Below are 19,290 nucleotides of genomic sequence, written 5' to 3' on the forward strand. Positions count from 1 at the left end.
AATGTAAGCAGTATTCATCCTGAGGAGATTTCACATGAGCAAAACCACAGTGTCCAACAACCAAGCGGAATCCACCATGGCCAGCCACGCTGACGCCATCGGTCACGGAAACAGCCCGGCTGCCTGGACGTGCGTACTTGTGATGCTGGTCGGTGCCCTGATTTCCTCCATCGCTTTCGTCATCGCCAGCACCCCGATCTTCGTCGGCGGACTGGTTGTCATGGTTATCGGACTGATCGTGGGCTTCGTGATGCGTAAGGCAGGCTACGGAGTTGGCGGCAGCAAGCTGCAGAACAACGGCCACTAATCGTGACCGTACTCGATGACATCATTGGTGGAGTCAAGGAGGACATGGAGGCCCGACGCGGCCTCGTGTCCCTCGCGGAGCTGAAGGAGCGCGCCGCAAATGCTGCCCCCGCTCGTGACGCGTGGGCGGCCCTCGGTGGTCCGTCGTCCATCCGCGACGACCTCAAAGTCATCGCTGAAATCAAGCGCCGCAGTCCCTCCAAGGGTGACCTCGCCTCCATCGCCGATCCCGCGTCGCTCGCAGTGCAGTATTCCGATGGCGGAGCTTCCGTCATCAGCGTGCTCACGGAACAGCGCCGGTTCGGCGGCTCGCTGGCGGACCTCGACGCGGTGCGAGCCGCCGTCGAAACTCCGTTGTTGCGCAAGGACTTCACCGTTGACGAGTACCAGATTTGGGAAGCCCGTGCCCACGGAGCCGACCTCATCCTGCTCATCGTCGCGGCGTTGTCCGACTCGGAGCTTGCCGACTTCAGTGCGCTAAGCCACGAGCTCGGGATGAACGTGCTGGTGGAAACGCACACCGAGGAAGAGATCGAGCGCGCAGTTGCGGCGCAGGCCAAAATTATTGGCGTCAATGTCCGCAACCTCAAAACGCTCGACGTCGACCGCTCAGTTTTCGGATCCTTGGCCGGCTTGATTCCGGCCGAGTCCGTCATCGTGGCGGAATCCGGCGTCAGGGGCCCCGAGGACGTCTCTCATTATGCCGCGGCGGGCGCCAACGCCATTTTGGTGGGGGAAGCGCTGGTGAGCGACTCCACGCCGCGCGAACGCATCACTGAATTCAAGGCAGCTGGAGCTGCCGCCATCGCCGTCAGGAACTGAGGCAGTAACTGAATCACGGCGAATAGTTGCAAGGCAGCCCGGGCAGGAGCCTGCGGCTGCCTTGTGGCACGTGGAACTACCCAATGAACTAACTGGAACAGGACGGTGAGACTGATGGTCGACGCGCCAACAGCCGGCTCAGAAGAGAATGCGGCGGACGCATTCCTCCAAGGTGGCCCTTCGCTGCGGCACGCATCGGGGCCCTACTTTGGCAGCTATGGCGGACGCTGGATGCCCGAGTCGCTCATCGCCGCCCTTGACGAAGTCCAGGACACTTTTGAAAAGGCCAAAGCTGATCCCGAGTTCATCGCGCAGCTGAAGGACCTCAACAAGAACTACTCCGGCAGGCCTTCCCTCCTGACCGAAGCCAAGCGCTTCTCGGAGCACGCCGGGGGAGCACGAATTTTCCTCAAGCGCGAGGACCTCAACCACACTGGCTCCCACAAGATCAACAACGTCCTGGGCCAGGCACTCCTGGCGAAGCGCATGGGCAAGACCCGCGTTATTGCCGAGACCGGTGCCGGTCAGCACGGCGTTGCAAGTGCCACGGCCGCAGCCCTGCTGGGCCTCGAGTGCGTGGTGTATATGGGGGCGGAGGATTGCCGTCGGCAGGCCTTGAACGTGGCCCGCATGCAGCTGCTGGGCGCCACGGTGGTTCCGGTGACCAATGGTTCCCAGACGCTCAAGGACGCCATCAACGATGCCCTCCGGGATTGGGTTTCCAACGTGGATCACACCCACTACCTTCTGGGCACTGCAGCTGGTGCGCACCCGTTCCCTGCCATGGTCCGCTACTTCCACGAAGTCATCGGTGAAGAAGCACGCAGCCAGATCCTGGAGCAAACGGGCAAGCTTCCCGACGCCATCGCTGCGTGCATCGGTGGTGGCTCGAACGCGATCGGTTTGTTCCACGCCTTCCTCGACGACGCCTCCGTGAAGATCTACGGCTTTGAAGCCGGCGGCGAAGGTGTAGAGACCGGCCGCCACGCTGCAGCCATTTCCCTGGGCCGTCCAGGCGTACTTCACGGGGCCCGTTCGTACCTCATGCAGGACGAAGACGGCCAGACCATCGAATCCCACTCCATTTCGGCCGGCTTGGATTACCCGAGCGTCGGACCGGAGCACTCCTACTTGGCCGACATCGGGCGTGTGACCTATGAGGCCGTGACTGACACCGAAGCCATGGATGCGTTCAGCCTGCTGTGCCGGACTGAAGGCATCATCCCCGCCATTGAGTCCTCCCACGCCCTGGCCGGCGCCATCAAGATCGGCAAGCGGCTCACCGAAGGCAAGGACACGCCGTCGGACGTGACGGTGATCGTCAACCTGTCCGGACGTGGCGACAAGGACGTGGAAACTGCAGCTGCCTGGTTCAACATGTTGGATGAGGAAGGGCACGTCAAGGGCACTACGCTGTCCACGCGCAAGCCCAAGGGACCCACCGAGCGCACGTCCGAAGCAGCCGTGGATGTCAACGAGGACCAGAACTGATGACTGAAGAATTCGCCAGCAAATCCGCTGTCGCCATTGACCGCGCCAAAGCAGAAGGACGCGCCGCCTTGGTGGGCTACCTTCCCGCGGGTTACCCCACGGTTCAGGAAAGCATTGAGGCCGGCATAGCCCTGGCCCGCAACGGTGCCGACCTGATCGAAATCGGGATCCCGTACTCCGATCCCGTGATGGACGGACCAGTCATCCAGGCCGCTACCACGGAAGCGATCTCCAACGGATTCCGGGTTGCGAATGTCTTTGACGTGGTTGCCGGAATTACGGCCGCTACTGATGCGGCAGTTCTGGTGATGACCTACTGGAACCCCGTGATGCGCATGGGTGTGGACGAGTTCGCCCGAAGGTTGGCCGAAGCCGGGGGAGCAGGGCTCATCACGCCGGACCTGGTACCCGACGAGGCTCATGAATGGTTCGAAGCCTCGGACAAGTACGGTTTGGACCGGGTGTTCCTTGTGGCACCCTCGTCCACCCCGGAGCGGCTGGACATGACCGTCAAGGCAAGCCGTGGTTTCGTCTACGCCGTCTCCATCATGGGTGTCACTGGAACACGCACCTCTGTCAGCAGCAGTGCTCAAGACGTGGTGGCCCGTGCCCATGCGGCCGGTGCCGAGCGCGTCTGCGTAGGCTTGGGCGTCTCCAACCCGGATCACGTCCGCGAGATCGCCGCCTACGCGGACGGCGTGATCGTGGGCACCGCTTTGGTGGCGGCCCTCCGCGATGGCGGCGTGGACGCCGTCGGACAACTCACCAAGAACCTCAGCGCCGGCTTGGGCCGCGCAGCTGCAGAAGCCTAGGAAAAGGAAACAGCGAAGCGAATGCAGACCGTCCTCCACGCTGCGGCAATGGTCCCCTTGAGTATCCCGAGCCCGTCGTGGTCCGGTTTCGACATTCCGCTACCGTGGGGGACATTGCGCATCCACGCTTACGCCCTCTGCATCCTGGCGGGCATCATCGTTGGCTTGTGGCTGACATCCACCCGTTGGAAGCGCCGTGGGACCCCGGAGGGCAGCCTGTGGGACATTGCCATCTGGGCTATTCCGTTCGGCATCATCGGCGGCCGCCTCTACCACGTGTTCTCTTCACCGGATGCGTACTTCGGCCCGGGTTTTGACGGCACGGGAGACCTTTCCCTGATCCCGCAAATCCAACGTGGTGGTTTGGGCATTTGGGGCGCCGTGATCCTTGGTGCGGTAGGTGCCTGGATCGGCTGCCGGCGGGCCGGCGTCAAGTTGACCGCTTTCCTCGACGCCGCTGCTCCTGGATTGTTGCTGGCACAGGCCATTGGCCGCTTGGGGAACTGGTTCAACCAGGAACTCTTCGGTGCGCCCACCACCTTGCCCTGGGGACTCGAAATCGATCCCGCCAATGCCAACTTCCCGCCGGATATGGCTGCGGGCACGCTCTTCCACCCAACGTTCCTTTACGAGATGGTGTGGAACCTCGTTGGCGTGGCCATCCTGCTGCTCCTGGACAAGAAGTTCAACTTCCGTAGGGGCCGGTTGTTCTGGCTGTACGCGGTGTACTACACGCTTGGCCGTGTGTGGATTGAAGCGCTGCGCATTGATGATGCCGAACAGATCGGTCTTTTTGGCATCACCACCAGGCTCAATGTGTGGACCAGCATCTTCGTCTTTATTGCCGCGCTGGCGATCTTCTTCATCCTCGGGAGGCGGGGCCGTCCGGTGCCGGACACTCCTTATTTGCCGGGCCGGGAGCCGGAAAAGAAAGCGGAAAAAGACCCCGCAGCGGTGACCAGCGTCACCAGTCATGATGTGGACGCATCTGTCTCAGATGCTGGTTCGCGTGGTAATCTCCCAGATAACCAAAGCGATCCGGGCCACGTTGACGAGCCGCAGGAATCAGCAGAGAACAGGGATAAGGACAGCACGTCCGGCACCGGTTCCACATCTGCTGCTACTGCCGCGAGGAAGGCCCCCGGATCCACGCCGAAGGCAGACGACACCAAGTAGTCGCGTTCGGTAAAGGGGCAACAGAGTCACCGCTCGTAGGGCCCAGTCCACAGCGTCGTGGCACCCCGGAAACCGGATCGCAGCATACCGATGTTCACTGGTCAAGCCGGGGCCAGAGGTCTGCGTAACTGTTCGTTGCGCTGGATCGGCTGGCCTACAATTCCAATTACTAGCGCTTTGTTGTGCCCGTCACAGGGCAGGCAAGGTGGGGCCAACGTTGTCCCTTCCATACGCACGATCTCGAGGAAGGACGTCTCCCATGACCCATCTTCATAACCCCGGTTGGTCCGAAAATATCGAACCTCAGGGTGCCATGTCTCCATTCAAGCGCTTTGCCGCGCTCCCGGAGGCTCAGGGTCTTTACAACCCTGACAAGGAGAAGGACGCCTGCGGCCTGGCTATTATTGCCACGCTCCGCGGGGAACCGGGATACGACATCGTGGAAGCGGCATTGACTGCCCTCCGCAATCTCGAACACCGCGGCGCCGTGGGCGCCGACGAAGGTACCGGTGACGGTGCGGGCCTGCTCATGCAGGTTCCGGACGAGTTCTTCCGGGCCGTCACCGAATTCGAACTGCCTGCCCCGGGCCAGTACGTGGTGGGCACTGCCTTCCTTCCCGCTGAATCCCGCGAAGCAGAAACTGCGAAGGCCGGCATTGAAGCACTTGCTGCTGACGAGGGCCTGACGGTTCTCGGATGGCGTGAGGTTCCCGTGGTCGCCGACCTCGTAGGCGCCATGGCACGGGCTTGTATGCCTTACTTCTCGCAGCCGTTCTTTGCCTCCGCCACCGGTGAGCAGCTTGAGCACAACGAGCTGGACTCACGAGCCTGGCGTATCCGCAAGCGTGCCCAGAATAAGTTCGGCGTGTACTTCCCGTCCCTGTCCTCGCGCACCATTGTGTACAAGGGCATGCTGACCACCGCCCAGCTGGAGCCGTTCTACCCGGACCTTTCGGACAAGCGCTTCAAGACGAAGCTCGCAATCGTCCACTCACGCTTCTCCACCAACACGTTCCCGTCATGGCCGTTGGCTCAGCCTTTCCGCACCATTGCCCACAACGGTGAGATCAACACGGTCAAGGGCAACCGTAACTGGATGCGTGCCCGCCAGTCCCAGTTGGCCAGCCCGCTTCTGGGCTCCGTCCCCGAAGAGCTGTACCCGATCTGCACCCCTGGTGCCTCGGACTCCGCTTCCTTCGACGAGGTAGCCGAGCTCCTCTGGCTGTCCGGCCGCCCCATCACGCACTCCATCATGATGATGATTCCGGAAGCGTGGGAAAACCACGCCACCATGGATCCCGCCCGCCGTGCATTTTACGAGTACCACTCACTGCTCATGGAGCCGTGGGACGGTCCTGCCGCTGTCTCCTTCACCGATGGCAACCTCGTTGGAGCAACATTGGACCGCAATGGCCTGCGCCCGGGACGCTACTGGATCACCGAAGACGGCCTCATCATCTTTGCCTCTGAAGTTGGCGTGATCGAGGTGGAGCCTTCCAACGTGGTCAAGAAGGGCCGCGTTGCTCCCGGCAAGATGTTCCTGGTGGACACCGAGGCCGGACGCATCATCGACGACGCCGAGGTCAAGGCCGAGGTCGCTGCAGCAAACCCGTGGGCCGAGTGGCTCAAGGACAACCTGATCGATATCAACGAGCTCCCCGAGCGCGAGCACGTTGTTCACACGGCTGCGTCCGTCAACATCCGCCAGCGCACCTTCGGTTACACCACCGAAGAGCTGAAGATCCTGCTCGGGCCCATGTCCCGCACCGGCGCTGAGCCCTTGGGCGCCATGGGTTCGGACACTCCAGTAGCTGTGCTCTCCAAGCGTCCGCGCTTGTTGTTCGATTACTTCGTGCAGTCTTTCGCCCAGGTCACCAACCCTCCGCTGGACGCTATCCGCGAAGAGTTGGTCACCTCACTGAAGTGCGCCATCGGTCCCAACGGCAACCTGTTGGATGGCAAGCAGGTCCGCCAGCCGCAGATCTCCCTGCCGTTCCCCGTGATCAACAATGATCAGCTCGCCAAGATCGCGAACATCGAAAGTCCCGACGGCGACCGCATCGCCATGAAGGTCCGCGGGCTTTACCGCCCCGAGGGTGGAGAAGCGGCACTCCGTGCACGCCTGACCGAGATCTGCGAGCAGGTTTCCGGTGCCATCAACCGCGGTGTGCAGTATGTTGTGCTGTCCGACCGCGACTCCAACGCGCAGTGGGCACCGATTCCTTCGCTCCTGTTGGTCAGCGCAGTGCACCACCACCTGCTCCGCAGCGCCAACCGCACCAAGACCGCGCTCGTGGTGGAGGCCGGCGATGTCCGCGAGACGCACCACGTCGCAGTCCTCATCGGTTACGGTGCATCTGCTGTCAACCCATACCTGGCCATGGAATCGGTGGAACAGCTGATCTCCAACGGCGACGTTGTGGGCGTAACGGCGGAAGACGGTGTCTACAACCTCATCAAGGGCCTCGGCAAGGGTGTCCTGAAGATCATGTCCAAAATGGGCATTTCCACTGTGGCTTCCTACACGGGTGCCCAGACATTCGAAGCACTAGGTTTGTCGCAGGAGCTCGTGGACGAATTCTTCTCCGGCACGCACTCCCAGCTGGGCGGCGTCGGCTTGGACGTCATTGCCGCGGAAGTTTCGGCACGCCACCAGATGGCGTACCCGGAAGGCGGCATCGAGCACCCGCACCAGCCGTTGCTCGGAGGCGGCGAGTACCAGTGGCGTCGCGACGGCGAACCGCATCTCTTCAACCCGGAGACGGTGTTCCGCCTGCAGCATGCCACCCGTGAACGCCGTTACGACATCTTCAAGTCCTACACCAAGGGCATTGACGATCAGTCCGAGAACCTGATGACCCTCCGCGGTCTCCTCAAGTTCAAGGACGGCGTCCGTCCGGCTGTTCCGCTCGAGGAAGTGGAGCCCGTTTCCAGCATCGTCAAGCGTTTCTCCACGGGCGCCATGAGCTACGGCTCCATCTCCAAGGAAGCCCACGAGACCCTGGCAATTGCCATGAACCGGTTGGGCGCCAAGTCCAACACCGGGGAGGGTGGCGAGGACGTTGACCGCCTGCTGGACCCGGAGCGCCGCTCCGCCATCAAGCAGATCGCTTCCGGCCGTTTCGGTGTCACCAGCCTGTACCTGACCAACGCCGATGACATCCAGATCAAGATGGCGCAGGGTGCCAAGCCCGGCGAGGGTGGCCAGTTGATGGCCCAGAAGGTTTACCCCTGGGTAGCCCGGACACGTCACTCAACCCCCGGCGTCGGACTTATCTCCCCGCCCCCGCACCACGACATCTACTCGATCGAAGACCTCGCGCAGCTCATCTACGATGCCAAGCGCGCCAACCCTTCGGCCCGTGTTCACGTGAAGCTGGTTTCGGAAGTCGGGATCGGCACGGTGGCGTCCGGCGTCACCAAGGCGAAGGCCGACGTCGTGCTTGTTTCAGGTCACGACGGCGGTACCGGCGCCTCGCCGCTGAATTCGCTGAAGCACGCGGGCGTGCCCTGGGAACTTGGCCTTGCCGAGACCCAGCAGACGCTCATGCTCAATGGTCTCCGCGACCGCGTGGTGGTCCAGGTTGATGGCCAGCTTAAGACCGGCCGCGACGTTGTCATTGCTGCCCTGCTGGGCGGCGAGGAATACGGCTTCGCGACTGCACCGCTGGTTGTCTCAGGCTGCATCATGATGCGTGTTTGCCACTTGGACACCTGCCCTGTGGGTGTCGCCACGCAGAACCCCGAGCTCCGCTCCCGGTTCAACGGCAAGCCCGAATTCGTGGTTAACTTCTTCGAGTTCCTCGCAGAAGAAGTCCGCGAGATCCTGGCCGAGCTCGGTTTCCGTAGCCTCGAAGAGGCAATCGGCCACGCCGAAGTCCTGGACACCCGCGAAGCCATCAACCACTGGAAAGCCGAAGGCCTGGACCTCGACCCCATCCTGCACGGGCTTGAGTTCGACGACGACGTGCCGCTGCGCAACATGACCGGCCAGAACCACGAGCTGGACAAGCACTTTGACCAGCGGCTGATCACCATGGCGCAGGAAGCACTCAGCGACCGCATGCCCGTCAAGATCACCCTGGACGTCATCAACACGGACCGTTCCGTGGGGACGATGCTCGGCCACGTGGTGACCAAGACGTTCAGCACAGATGTGCTGGCGACCGACACGATCGATGTGACGCTGAACGGTACCGCGGGCCAGTCCCTCGGGGCTTTCCTGCCTGCAGGTATCACGCTGCGCATGTTCGGCGACTCCAACGACTACGTCGGCAAGGGCCTCTCCGGTGGACGCATCATCGTTCGGCCGGACCGCACCAATGTGTTCCAGGCGGAGCGCAACGTCATTGCCGGCAACGTCATCGGTTATGGCGCCACCAGCGGTGAAATGTTCCTGCGAGGCCAGGTTGGCGAACGCTTCCTGGTCCGTAACTCCGGTGCGACTGCCGTCGTCGAAGGTATTGGCGATCACGGTTGCGAGTACATGACCGGTGGCCAGACGCTGATCATCGGCCGTACCGGCCGCAACTTCGGTGCAGGCATGTCCGGTGGTACCGCCTATGTACTGGACCTGCAGCCTGAGCGCGTCAACAAGTTGGCCCTCGATACCGGTGAACTCCAGCTCTTGGAGCTCGACGCCGAGGACCGCGACATTGTCCACGGCCTGCTCACCAAGCACGTTGAGGAAACCGAATCCGTCCTGGCCGGCCGTCTGCTCGAGAACTTCGACGACACCGCCGCCCGCATCACCAAAGTACTGCCGCGAGACTACGCCGCAGTCCTGCAAACCCGTCTCGACGCAATCGAAGAGGGCCTTGACCCCGATGGCGAAGAAGTATGGTCTCGAATCCTGGAGGTAACCGGTGGCTGATCCACGCGGATTTCTGAAAGTCCGGCAGCGCGAGACGCAGCCACGCCGTCCCGTTCCCGTCCGCATCATGGACTGGAAGGAAGTGTACGAAGCCCAGGAAAAGGGCGTCCTGAAGAGCCAGGCGGGACGCTGCATGGACTGTGGCGTACCGTTCTGCCACCAGGGCTGCCCGCTGGGTAACCTCATTCCCGAGTGGAACGACCTCGTGTGGCGGGACAAGGGTGAAGAAGCTATTGAGCGCCTTCACGCGACGAACAACTTCCCGGAGTTCACGGGCCGTCTTTGCCCTGCACCCTGTGAAGCGTCCTGCGTGCTGGGTATCAACCAGCCCGCTGTGACCATCAAGCAGGTTGAGGTTTCGATCATCGACCAGGCCTTCGACAACGACTGGGTCCAGCCCCTGCCTCCGACTCGCCTCACCGGCAAGACGGTTGCTGTGGTTGGCTCCGGTCCCGCCGGCCTGGCTGTGGCACAGCAGTTGACCCGAGTGGGCCACACTGTTGCTGTGTACGAGCGCGACGATAAGATCGGCGGCCTGCTCCGCTACGGCATCCCCGACTTCAAGATGGAGAAGGAACAGGTTGACCGCCGCCTGGAGCAGATGAAGGCCGAAGGTACTCGCTTCCGGACCGGCGTCGCTGTGGGAACCGATGTGACCTGGGAGCAACTGCGACGCCGTTACGACGCCGTTGTTGTCGCCACCGGTGCCACTGTCCCGCGAGACCTGCCGATCCCTGGCCGCGACCTCGACGGTGTGCATTTCGCCATGGATTACCTTGTCCCGTCCAACCGCAAGGTGGCGGGGGAGAACCCTGAGAACCACATTGATGCGCGCGGCAAGCATGTTGTCATCCTTGGTGGTGGCGATACCGGTGCTGACTGCATCGGCACCGCCCACCGCCATCAGGCTGCCTCGGTGACCACGCTCGCGATCGGCAAGCAGCCCCCCGCCGAACGTGCAGCGCACCAGCCGTGGCCGACGTTCCCCACCCTTTTCGAGGTCGCCAGCGCCCACGAAGAAGGCGGCGAGCGTACGTACCTTGCATCAACCGTTGAGTTTGTTGGAGAAAACGGCAAGCTCACCGGCGTCAAAGTTGCTGAAACCGAGTTCGTGGACGGCAAACGCCTGCCCAAGGCCGGCACAGAACGAATCATTCCAGCTGACCTCGTGTTCTTGAGCCTTGGCTTTACCGGTGCTGAGCCGGCAGGGATCACGGAGCAGGTCAGTGCAGAATTCGACGGTCGGGGCAACGTTGCCCGCGACGGCTACTACATGACGAACACCGAGGGTGTGTTCGTCGCCGGTGATGCCGGACGTGGCCAGTCACTGATTGTGTGGGCCATTGCGGAAGGCCGTGCGTGCGCGGCTGCAGTGGACAGGTTCCTGATGGGAAGCACCATCCTCCCGGCACCGGTCGCCCCCACCGACCGGGCGATAGCGGTCTTATAGCGCCGGCAGGAACACTTCTTTTACTCAATCAGCATGACTACTTAGGGTAGGTATATGAGACGCGCGAAAATTGTGGCAACTTTCGGTCCGGCTATCTCCAGCTTCGACAACACCCTCGCGGTGCTGGAGGCCGGCGTCGACGTTGCTCGCATGAACATGAGCCACGGCGACTACTCCGTGCATGACAACACCTACGAAAACGTCCGCAAGGCTGCCTCCCAACTGGGCAAGCCCGTGGCCATCATGGCCGACCTTCAGGGACCCAAGATCCGCTTGGGTCGATTCGTTGACGGCCCGCACGAGCTGGCCGTGGGCGACACGTTCACCATCACCACCGAAGACGTCCCGGGTACCAAGGACATCTGCTCCACCACGCTGAAGAGCCTCACCGAAGACGTCAACGTGGGCGACGCCCTGCTCATTGACGACGGCAAAGTGGCGCTGCGCGCCATCGAAGTTGACGACGTCAAAGTTGTTGCCACCGTGACCGTTGGCGGCAAGGTCTCCAACAACAAGGGCATCAACCTGCCCGGTGTTGCCGTCAACGTCCCCGCATTGAGCGAAAAGGACGAGGACGACCTCCGTTGGGCCCTCAAGCGCGGCGCCGACCTCATTGCCCTCTCGTTCGTGCGTGATGCCTCTGACATCAAGCGTGTCCACGAGATCATGGATGAAGAAGGCCGCCGAGTTCCGGTGATCGCCAAGATCGAAAAGCCGCAGGCCGTGGAGCAGCTCCACGAAATCATCGACGCCTTTGATGCCATCATGGTTGCCCGTGGCGACCTCGGTGTTGAACTGCCGCTCGAAGAGGTGCCGATCGTCCAGAAGCGTGCCATTGAACTGGCACGCCGTTGGGCCAAGCCGGTCATCGTGGCAACCCAGGTCCTGGAATCCATGATCGACAACCCGCGTCCGACGCGCGCCGAGGCATCCGACTGCGCCAACGCAGTCCTCGACGGCGCCGACGCGGTGATGCTCTCCGGCGAAACCTCCGTGGGCCAGTACCCCATCGAAACCGTTAAGGTCATGGCCCGGATCATCGAGTCCACCGAAGTACACGGCCTTGAGCGCGTCCCCCCGCTGGGAACCAAGCCCAAGACCCGTGGTGGCGCCATCACCCGTGCCGCCGTCGAGATCGCCGACCAGCTGGACGCCAAGTACATCTGTACTTTCACCCAGTCCGGTGACTCGGCACGACGCCTCTCGCGCCTGCGCCCGGTCAAGCCGGTCTTCGCGTTCACTCCGGTGGAGCACGTCTGGAACCAGCTCGCCCTCACCTGGGGCATCCAGCCGGTTTTGGTTCCCTCCGTGGGCCACACCGACGAGATGACTGCACAGGTGGACAAGAGCCTTCTGGAAATGGATCTTGTGGACGAAGGCGACCTGGTTGTCATCGCCGCCGGTTCCCCTCCCGGACAGGCTGGTTCCACGAACTCGCTGAAGGTCCACAAGGTAGGCGACCTCGCCGACACCTCCAAGACCGACGACGGTTCACGCAAGGAACCCGTTGGCCCTTGGCCGGAAAAGAAGTCCAAGGCCAAGAGCTAAGTTCTTCGCTTTCTTGAATGCGGGCCCCGCCATTGGCGGGGCCCGCATTTTTTGGTTTCTTAGTGATGACGACGACGGCCGCCCACCTCGCGTGAGGTGAGCGGCCGTCGTCGTGCGTTTACTGCTGGGGACGTTAGTTGACCTGGTTGATGATGGTCTCGGCAACCTCACGCATGCTGAGGCGACGGTCCATAGAGGTCTTCTGGATCCAGCGGAAAGCTTCCGGCTCCGTCAGGCCCATCTTGGTGGTCAGGAGGCTCTTGGCGCGCTCTACAAGCTTGCGCGTGGCGAACTGCTCCTGGAGGTCCGAAACCTCGTTCTCGAGGGCCTTGATCTCCTCGTGGCGGGAGAGGGCAATCTCGATGGCCGGGATGAGGTCCGCGGGGGAGAAAGGCTTGACGACGTAAGCCATGGCACCCGCGTCGCGTGCTCGCTCCACCAGTTCCTTCTGGCTGAAAGCGGTCAGCAGTACAACAGGTGCAATGCGTGCCTTGACGATCTTCTCAGCAGCCGAAATGCCGTCCATGACGGGCATCTTCACATCCATGAGGACAAGGTCAGGCTTGAGTTCCTCGGCCAGCTGCACGGCCTTCTCGCCGTTGTCTGCCTCGCCTACGACGTCGTACCCCTCGCCCTTCAGAATCTCGATAATGTCCAGGCGGATGAGGGTCTCATCCTCGGCTACGACAACGCGTCGGGCCGGCTGGGCTGTGGACGTGGACTCCGTCTGTTCGGTCACGGGATCTCCTTGAAAAGGTTCGGCGGGTTCATGTCCATCTTAGTGTGGACTCTTTGATGGCTGGTTTTTGTTGCATCAGCGCGCCCGGTTCTTTGATTCAGCCTATCTGCATGTATAGTAATTTCGCGTGCTGGGAAAGGATCGCGTTGCTCACAGACACGAGCAGTCAGCGAAAATTAACTTCCCGGTAATCCGCGCCCGAGTGGCGGAATTGGCAGACGCGCTGCACTCAAAATGCAGTATCGAAAGGTGTGTGGGTTCGAGTCCCACCTCGGGCACTGTGTTGTCGCAGGTCAGGGGCCTATATGGCCCCTGACTGTTGACAAAACCCCCAAATCTGTTGACACGGAACTAGCATTTTTATGTGGCTAGTATCCGGAAACGCGTCAAAAAGGACGGCTCTTCGTCCTTCATGGTGGTCTGGCGCGACCCCAAGATCCGGAAGCAGCAGGGCATCACTGTCGACTCCGCGCATGAGGCTGAAACGCTCAAGCGGTTGCTCGATGCGAACGGTCAATCCTTCGAGATCGCCCAGCAGGCAATTCTGGACAACAGGGCGAAGATACCCACAGTTGGCGAAGTCATCCAGGAGCACATCGACCTCCTGATCAGGCCGTCGAGCGGGACCGTCAAGACGTATCAGACGATGCTTGATCTCCATGTGCAAAAGGTCATCGGCCACGTCCCCGTCGACAAGCTGGACTACCGGATGATCGCCTACTGGGTGAAGTCCATGATGGCCAAGGGACGCTCACCGAAGACGATCAAGAATGTGCACGGGCTGATCTCTGCGTCGATGAACACCGCGGAGATGCTGGGGTACATCACACGCAATCCCTGCCGCGGCGTGCAACTGCCGAGCGTTGAGAAGGCCGAGGACGAAATGATGTTCCTCACGCACGCGGAGTTCGGCTTGATCATGGAGAACATGGGGGAGCGGTACCGGGACTTCACGAACTTCCTGGTGATGACGGGGACGCGGTTTGGGGAGGCGACGGCGCTGACCGTGGCTGACATCGATTTGTTAGGGAAGCCGGCTACTGCGCGCATCAACAAAGCCTGGAAGCGGGATGGTCAGAACCAGTTCTACATCGGGCCGACGAAGACGGGCGCTGGGAAGCGGTCGATTGGGCTGAACCCTGCCCTAGTGGACCTCTTGATTCCTTTGGTGGCTGGACGGCCGAGCAGTGATCTGCTGTTCACGACGCCTAAGGGGGAGAGAATCGTGCACAAGCTGTTCTGGCACCACTACTGGATGCCGGCGGTCAAGGTTGCCCAAGAGCGCGGCCTGAGGAAGAACCCGCGGATTCACGATCTACGGCACACGCATGCTTCTTGGCTAATTCAGGACGTGCCGGAAGCCTTGCAGGCCGGGGCGGATGCCACGGAGCGGTCAGTTTCGGCGTTTATGCGGTGAGTCCTGTTGGGGATTGTCTCCTCAGGAGATGAGGCGATTGCGGGCACGTGTACCGATGAGATGCATATCTCAAGAGATGTGTCGATCCATTTGGCCACGAAAGTATTCTCCACCTTCTCGTCACGAATCGATGGGAGCCGGTATCTCTCCTCCGGAGAGGCTCTGCTTCGCTTTCGGGCAGGCAATGCAAGAATGGGTGATTCGCCTCCAAGAAGGTGGTACGCCCAGAATCCCTCGTTCTGCCTGCTAGAACGGGATGACTTCTATCTCGTCCTTGAGGTACACGCGGCCGCCAGACTCACCGTTGAAATGAGCCACAACGTACTGCAAATTGCCGTCTCGTTCCCCAAAATCGATGACTTGACCAACTTCAGAGTCCGACTTCCTATACATGTTTAGGGATCCGTACTTCTTCGTGAAATAGTCCAGGCGCTCCTTTAGCCGGCCATCAGACAGTGATGGGTGGTCGAACTCCGAAGAGAGGGCCCGAACCAGGTTCAGGATCTCATCGATCTTTTGTTCTACTGGCCGGATAGCGGAATTGGGGTGTTGGGTTTGCGACACGTTGGAAACGGCTTCCTCAACGCTTTCCACAAGTGACGACCAGAAAGTATCAAACATCTTCCGCAGCACGTCAGCTTTGAGCGGACTGTTGCACCGATCATTGATCGTGCTCAGTAGACCTCGCATGTCGGCTTCAGATTCAAACTCAGTGAGCTGAAGGTTGCTGAGCGGACCAACATAATCGGCCTTCTTCAGCTTCACTAGCACCGGGCAGACACCGGACTTTCCAAACTTGTTGAGCAATGCGCCCGCCTCAAAGTTGAGCCATGGCTCGTGCTGGTTTTCAGCCGTAATGAAGACGATGCCTAGTTCGCATGTTGTGAGGTTCGTAGTAATCCTTTCGAACCAAGGCTCCCCCTTGCTGATCTCATGCGAGAGAAAGACTTCATGGCATTCTTGGATGACGGTGGGAAGCCAGGCCGCGAAGCATTTGGCGGTCTCTCGGCTTATATCCTTTGACCAACTAAGGAACGGTTTCACAAACCGAGCATACGGGCACAGGCTTGAACAGGGCGAACACCGGCCGTCCCTAGCTGACAGGTTCAAATAGTCAGCCGACGTCCATGTGGGTCCGCGGACCTCGATCGGATGCGAACTGTCCCAATTGGGTCGTTCCAGTTCCTTGGTTCTATTGGGTCCGATTGCCTGTAGTGGACTGTGGCAAAGGGTTGATTCCCTGCTTGGTGGACAATGGGTTCTCTCCGTGTGTCGGTCAGGTGTTCGGCGGGCCCTTCGGCGATGTCGACCGTCTGCATCGCCGCATCACCGAACCCCCGAGAGGCTCTTGGAACGGAACGCCATTGATGGGGCACCAGCCGCGGGTTAGGGCAGATGTCCCCATGGCGCGTGATAAGGAGGTGCCGGAGAATGATGGAGGCGCCTCCGGTGGGCACCCGGATGATAAGTCCGCGAACAAAAATGACTGGGGAACTTCATGAAACTCGCGATGCGTAAGACGGCTACTGCAGGCGCTGTGCTGGCTTTGGGTGCCGGTGCATTCCTGGCGGGCGCGCCCGCTGCCAATGCTTCAGGCTCAGGGACAGCGTGTCCGTCAGGACGGGCGTGTTTCTACTTCAATTCCGATTTCCAAGGTGCTCGGGCCGACTACGCCAACAGCGACGCCGGCATGGGAAACGAACTGTTCACCGACGGTCCGGCTGGACGGAACGGATGGGGCGTCCAAGTCAACAACAACTCAGCATCCCTTATCAACAACACGCACGCGTACATCACCATCTACGACAGCCCCGACTGCGTCGGCTACGCCTGGTACATCCAACCCGGGGACCGTCTCAACCTGGGCGAGATGAAAAACAGGGTCAGCTCAATCTACGTAGCCTACAACGGCGGGGCCTGCATCTCTCGGGACCAGTCCTGGGCTTAGCCCTGCAGTAAGCGGGTGGTGGCCCTGCCACGCTCTTGGGGCAAGGCCACTCCCGTTGATCCACCCAGCACGGGGTATTCGCTTGGATGCAAGGGTCCCCCTGAAGAAGCGCAACTGAGCTTCTAGCCAAAGGCAACCGCGTCATCGTGAGGTGCGATGGAAAGGAAGCCGGAGCACACACGACGCCCACACCTGTTGGCCACGCCAAAGCGGCGTCCGACGGCGCCTGACATGGGCAAACGACGTCGTTCCGCGCGGAGTCTCGGCGGACCCATATAGAACCTTGGAAATGAGACGCCTCATACCCGGCAGGTCTGTGTACCTGGTAGGTTCCATTTGTCGGCACGGGCCGGGGAGGCTGCAGCATGGTGTCCTCAAGGAAGTTCAAGGCGCGGACAGCACGGTCAGCGGCCCGCAGCACATCAGGCTTGTATAGCTTATTCCGACCCGGCGACAGAACTTTGGACCCCGCGTGCGCCGGAAGCGCATGCAACATCCGAGGCCTCGCTGGACTGTTGACTCCCCGTCATGATGATTACTTATGACCCGGACATCCTGATCTCCGATATGAAGGCCGCTGAGGGTCAGGGCAGCTTCCTGACCCAAGTCCTGCTCCAGAGCGGCTACCTGGCTACAGTTCGACAGCAGGGTGTTAGTGAGCTCTTCGAGGCGGACCTGACCCACCTGCCCACCTCCGGGATTGTGATGGAACCCGAGACCTACTCGCCGGAAGAGGTAATCCAGAAGCTGCGTGAGTGGGAGGCGCTCCCGGTCGAGGAACCGTCCGAGTAATTACCGCTCGTGATGCCTTAGCTCGGACATCGACGAGGCCCCTTCCGTAGCCCGGAGGTGGCCTCGTCATGTTCTGAAGCACCGGGTGGGGGCTGTCAGACTGACAGTGTGGATGGACTGAGTAAAGAGAAACCCCGGAATAGGCGGCCGAACACGCCAACGCAACTTTTTTGCGGCGGTTCTAAGCGTCGCAGTATCGGCAGCCGTGATCGGCGTGGGTGTCATTGCGCTGCCTTCTTTGACGCCCGAGTAGAAAGTTCGCGAACGGCCGGCTCCGTGGGCGGGGCTTCATGTCTGCACGGTTCGACTCAAGGTCGTTGACCAGACAGTCAGTAGCAGCAATTCATACACAGTGCCGGTCAGTGTCATGGCTAATTGCCCGCCGGCAGCGACCGCGCCGCCTGATCGATGCCAAATGGTCGGCTTCTATGCCTCGACTAGTCGGATCGTATACTGATGCCGCATCCGGCTTTGGCGATGGCTCTAGTCGGGCGCCGAGCGCTCGTACGGGCTGCAACCGCCGTCGTTCTCGTCATCGTGCTTTCCCTGGGCGTTGTCGTTAGCACCGTCGCTTTAGCCTTGGCCGGCGAGAAACCGGAATCGTCCGTCGGGTGTGTGTCAAGCAGCGGCGCTGTCACACAAAGCGTTTTGGAGAGCAGAGGATATCGGCCGGATGGTCAAGCCGTTGGACTCTCCGCAGGGCAGATTGCTGTGGCACAGGGGTACATTTCCGTAGGGAAGCAACTTGGCGTTCCTCGGGAGGCGATGGTGATCGCCATATGATGTCTCTCCAGGAGTCGACCCTCCGGATGCTCGCCAACGCGAATGTCCCTGCATCATTTCAGTTTCATCATGACGGGGTTGGGAGTGACCACGACTCAGTAGGTTCGGCACAGCAGCGGCCAGCGGCTGGATGGGGAACCGTTGCAGAGCTGATGGACGTTTCTTACAACGCACGGGCATTCTATGGCGGGCCTTCTGGACCGAATCAGGGTAGTCCTCGAGGTTTGCTGGATGTGCCAGGCTGGTCTGCTATAGGCAAAGGGCAAGCTGCCCAAGCAGTCCAGGTTTCAGCGTTTCCAGAGCTCTATGTTCGATGGGAGCCGCAGGCCGCGGCCATTGTTGACCTGCTCCAGGGCATAACCCCGGTCCCGACTTGCAGCGCGGGGGAGAGCGGCCGGCGAGATCTGGTCTCTGCAGAAGGATTGCCTCAAATCAGACAGGACATTTTGCGTTTCACGCAGACGGGCGTCGGAGGTGCTTACGTCTGGGGTGGTACTGCGTTCAAGGCATGGGACTGCTCGGGCTTCGTTCAGTGGATCTATCGCCAAGTTGGGATCGAATTGCCGCGTGTGGAGCAGTGGCGGGTCGGGCGAATGACGGATAACCCGCAGATCGGAGACCTTGTCGTTCAGAACCCACAAGGTCCATACAACTGGGGGCATGTGGGGATCTACGCTGGCGATGGCATGATGTACAGTGCTTTGAATCCCGCCGCGGGAACGTTGTTGCATCCAATAGATTGGAACGAAGGCACCGCATACTTCACTTTGCTTCTGTAGCCAATGCTGTATTCCGTTACTTGGAGGGCCAGTCTCGCGGGGCGATTAATGAATAGTGCAAACAGGGTCGATCGGGAGATGACGCGCCGAGCTGTGTCTGTGTGCTGAATAGCCACCAAAGCGAGTGAGCGTCCTCCGAGCGCGGAGTAGTTTCTTTGACGCTGGTGGGCAGACTCTGATGCTGGCGAAGTAGAAATAGACGGGTGCGAGATATGGCTAACCAGCTATTGTTGTCGGTGTCGAGGGCCGTGTTTCTGATGCAGAGGTGTGTCGGCCATTCTTAGGCTGCAACGCTTGATTGCACGACGACGCAGCAAGCCAGCCGAAACTGGCCATTCGTGTGGAGGACGTTAA

At 60.9% G+C, this 19,290-nt stretch carries 14 protein-coding genes and 1 tRNA gene; 13 read left to right on the forward strand and 2 right to left on the reverse strand.

Translation table 11 applies throughout. The features are described from left to right. The first annotated feature begins 34 nt into the window (after positions 1–34). From A477_RS0102195 to pyk, 8 genes are all read left to right on the forward strand, one after another. Positions 35–307 carry an HGxxPAAW family protein gene (locus tag A477_RS0102195; protein ID WP_011774532.1) on the forward strand — a complete coding sequence of 91 codons (273 nt, stop codon included), beginning with the start codon at positions 35–37 and terminating at the stop codon, positions 305–307. Positions 308–309: 2 nt separating this feature from the next. Beyond that, positions 310–1,128: an indole-3-glycerol phosphate synthase TrpC gene (gene trpC / locus A477_RS0102200; protein ID WP_017197410.1), complete on the forward strand. Its 819-nt coding sequence runs from the start codon at positions 310–312 to the stop codon at positions 1,126–1,128. Positions 1,129–1,242: 114 nt separating this feature from the next. Then, positions 1,243–2,619, forward strand: coding sequence for a tryptophan synthase subunit beta (trpB, locus tag A477_RS0102205; RefSeq protein WP_017197411.1), 1,377 nt, complete (start codon positions 1,243–1,245; stop codon positions 2,617–2,619). Next, positions 2,619–3,431 carry a tryptophan synthase subunit alpha gene (gene trpA / locus A477_RS0102210; RefSeq protein ID WP_017197412.1) on the forward strand — a complete coding sequence of 271 codons (813 nt, stop codon included), beginning with the start codon at positions 2,619–2,621 and terminating at the stop codon, positions 3,429–3,431. The genes trpB and trpA overlap by 1 nt, the downstream gene beginning before the upstream one ends. A 21-nt stretch (positions 3,432–3,452) precedes the next feature. Continuing rightward, complete coding sequence (lgt, locus tag A477_RS0102215) at positions 3,453–4,607, forward strand: prolipoprotein diacylglyceryl transferase (protein ID WP_017197413.1); 1,155 nt, start codon at positions 3,453–3,455, stop codon at positions 4,605–4,607. Between the two features lie 259 nt (positions 4,608–4,866). Then, positions 4,867–9,480, forward strand: coding sequence for a glutamate synthase large subunit (gene gltB, locus A477_RS0102220; protein WP_017197414.1), 4,614 nt, complete (start codon positions 4,867–4,869; stop codon positions 9,478–9,480). Beyond that, complete coding sequence (locus A477_RS0102225; protein WP_017197415.1) at positions 9,473–10,930, forward strand: glutamate synthase subunit beta; 1,458 nt, start codon at positions 9,473–9,475, stop codon at positions 10,928–10,930. The genes gltB and A477_RS0102225 overlap by 8 nt, the downstream gene beginning before the upstream one ends. A gap of 54 nt (positions 10,931–10,984) precedes the next feature. After that, positions 10,985–12,478 carry a pyruvate kinase gene (gene pyk / locus A477_RS0102230; protein WP_026005294.1) on the forward strand — a complete coding sequence of 498 codons (1,494 nt, stop codon included), beginning with the start codon at positions 10,985–10,987 and terminating at the stop codon, positions 12,476–12,478. Between the two features lie 133 nt (positions 12,479–12,611). Here pyk and A477_RS0102235 read toward each other — a convergent pair whose 3' ends face one another. Continuing rightward, positions 12,612–13,217: an ANTAR domain-containing response regulator gene (locus tag A477_RS0102235; protein WP_011774540.1), complete on the reverse strand. Its 606-nt coding sequence runs from the start codon at positions 13,215–13,217 to the stop codon at positions 12,612–12,614. Between the two features lie 196 nt (positions 13,218–13,413). Here A477_RS0102235 and A477_RS0102240 point away from each other — a divergent pair. Together A477_RS0102240 and A477_RS0102245 are read left to right on the forward strand one after the other, a co-directional pair. Next, a tRNA-Leu gene (locus tag A477_RS0102240) sits at positions 13,414–13,495 on the forward strand. An 86-nt stretch (positions 13,496–13,581) separates the two neighbouring features. Next, a complete protein-coding gene (locus A477_RS0102245; protein ID WP_017197417.1) occupies positions 13,582–14,634 on the forward strand; it encodes a tyrosine-type recombinase/integrase in 1,053 nt (350 codons plus the stop codon). Between the two features lie 246 nt (positions 14,635–14,880). On the opposite strand, the gene A477_RS0102250 is transcribed toward A477_RS0102245, so the two are convergent. Further along, positions 14,881–15,678: a TIR domain-containing protein gene (locus A477_RS0102250; protein WP_017197418.1), complete on the reverse strand. Its 798-nt coding sequence runs from the start codon at positions 15,676–15,678 to the stop codon at positions 14,881–14,883. Between the two features lie 454 nt (positions 15,679–16,132). Between A477_RS0102250 and A477_RS0102255 the strand changes: the two genes are divergently transcribed. From A477_RS0102255 to A477_RS0102270, 3 genes are all read left to right on the forward strand, one after another. Further along, the gene (locus tag A477_RS0102255) at positions 16,133–16,582 is read left to right on the forward strand and encodes a peptidase inhibitor family I36 protein (protein WP_017197419.1); all 450 of its coding nucleotides are present in this window, start codon (positions 16,133–16,135) and stop codon (positions 16,580–16,582) included. Between the two features lie 528 nt (positions 16,583–17,110). Beyond that, a complete protein-coding gene (locus tag A477_RS0102260; protein WP_017197420.1) occupies positions 17,111–17,374 on the forward strand; it encodes a hypothetical protein in 264 nt (87 codons plus the stop codon). Between the two features lie 809 nt (positions 17,375–18,183). Next, the gene (locus tag A477_RS0102270) at positions 18,184–18,936 is read left to right on the forward strand and encodes a C40 family peptidase (RefSeq protein ID WP_237715698.1); all 753 of its coding nucleotides are present in this window, start codon (positions 18,184–18,186) and stop codon (positions 18,934–18,936) included. Positions 18,937–19,290: the final 354 nt, after the last annotated feature.

Origin of the sequence: Arthrobacter sp. M2012083, assembly GCF_000281065.1 — a bacterium.
Classification (GTDB): Bacteria; Actinomycetota; Actinomycetes; order Actinomycetales; family Micrococcaceae; genus Arthrobacter.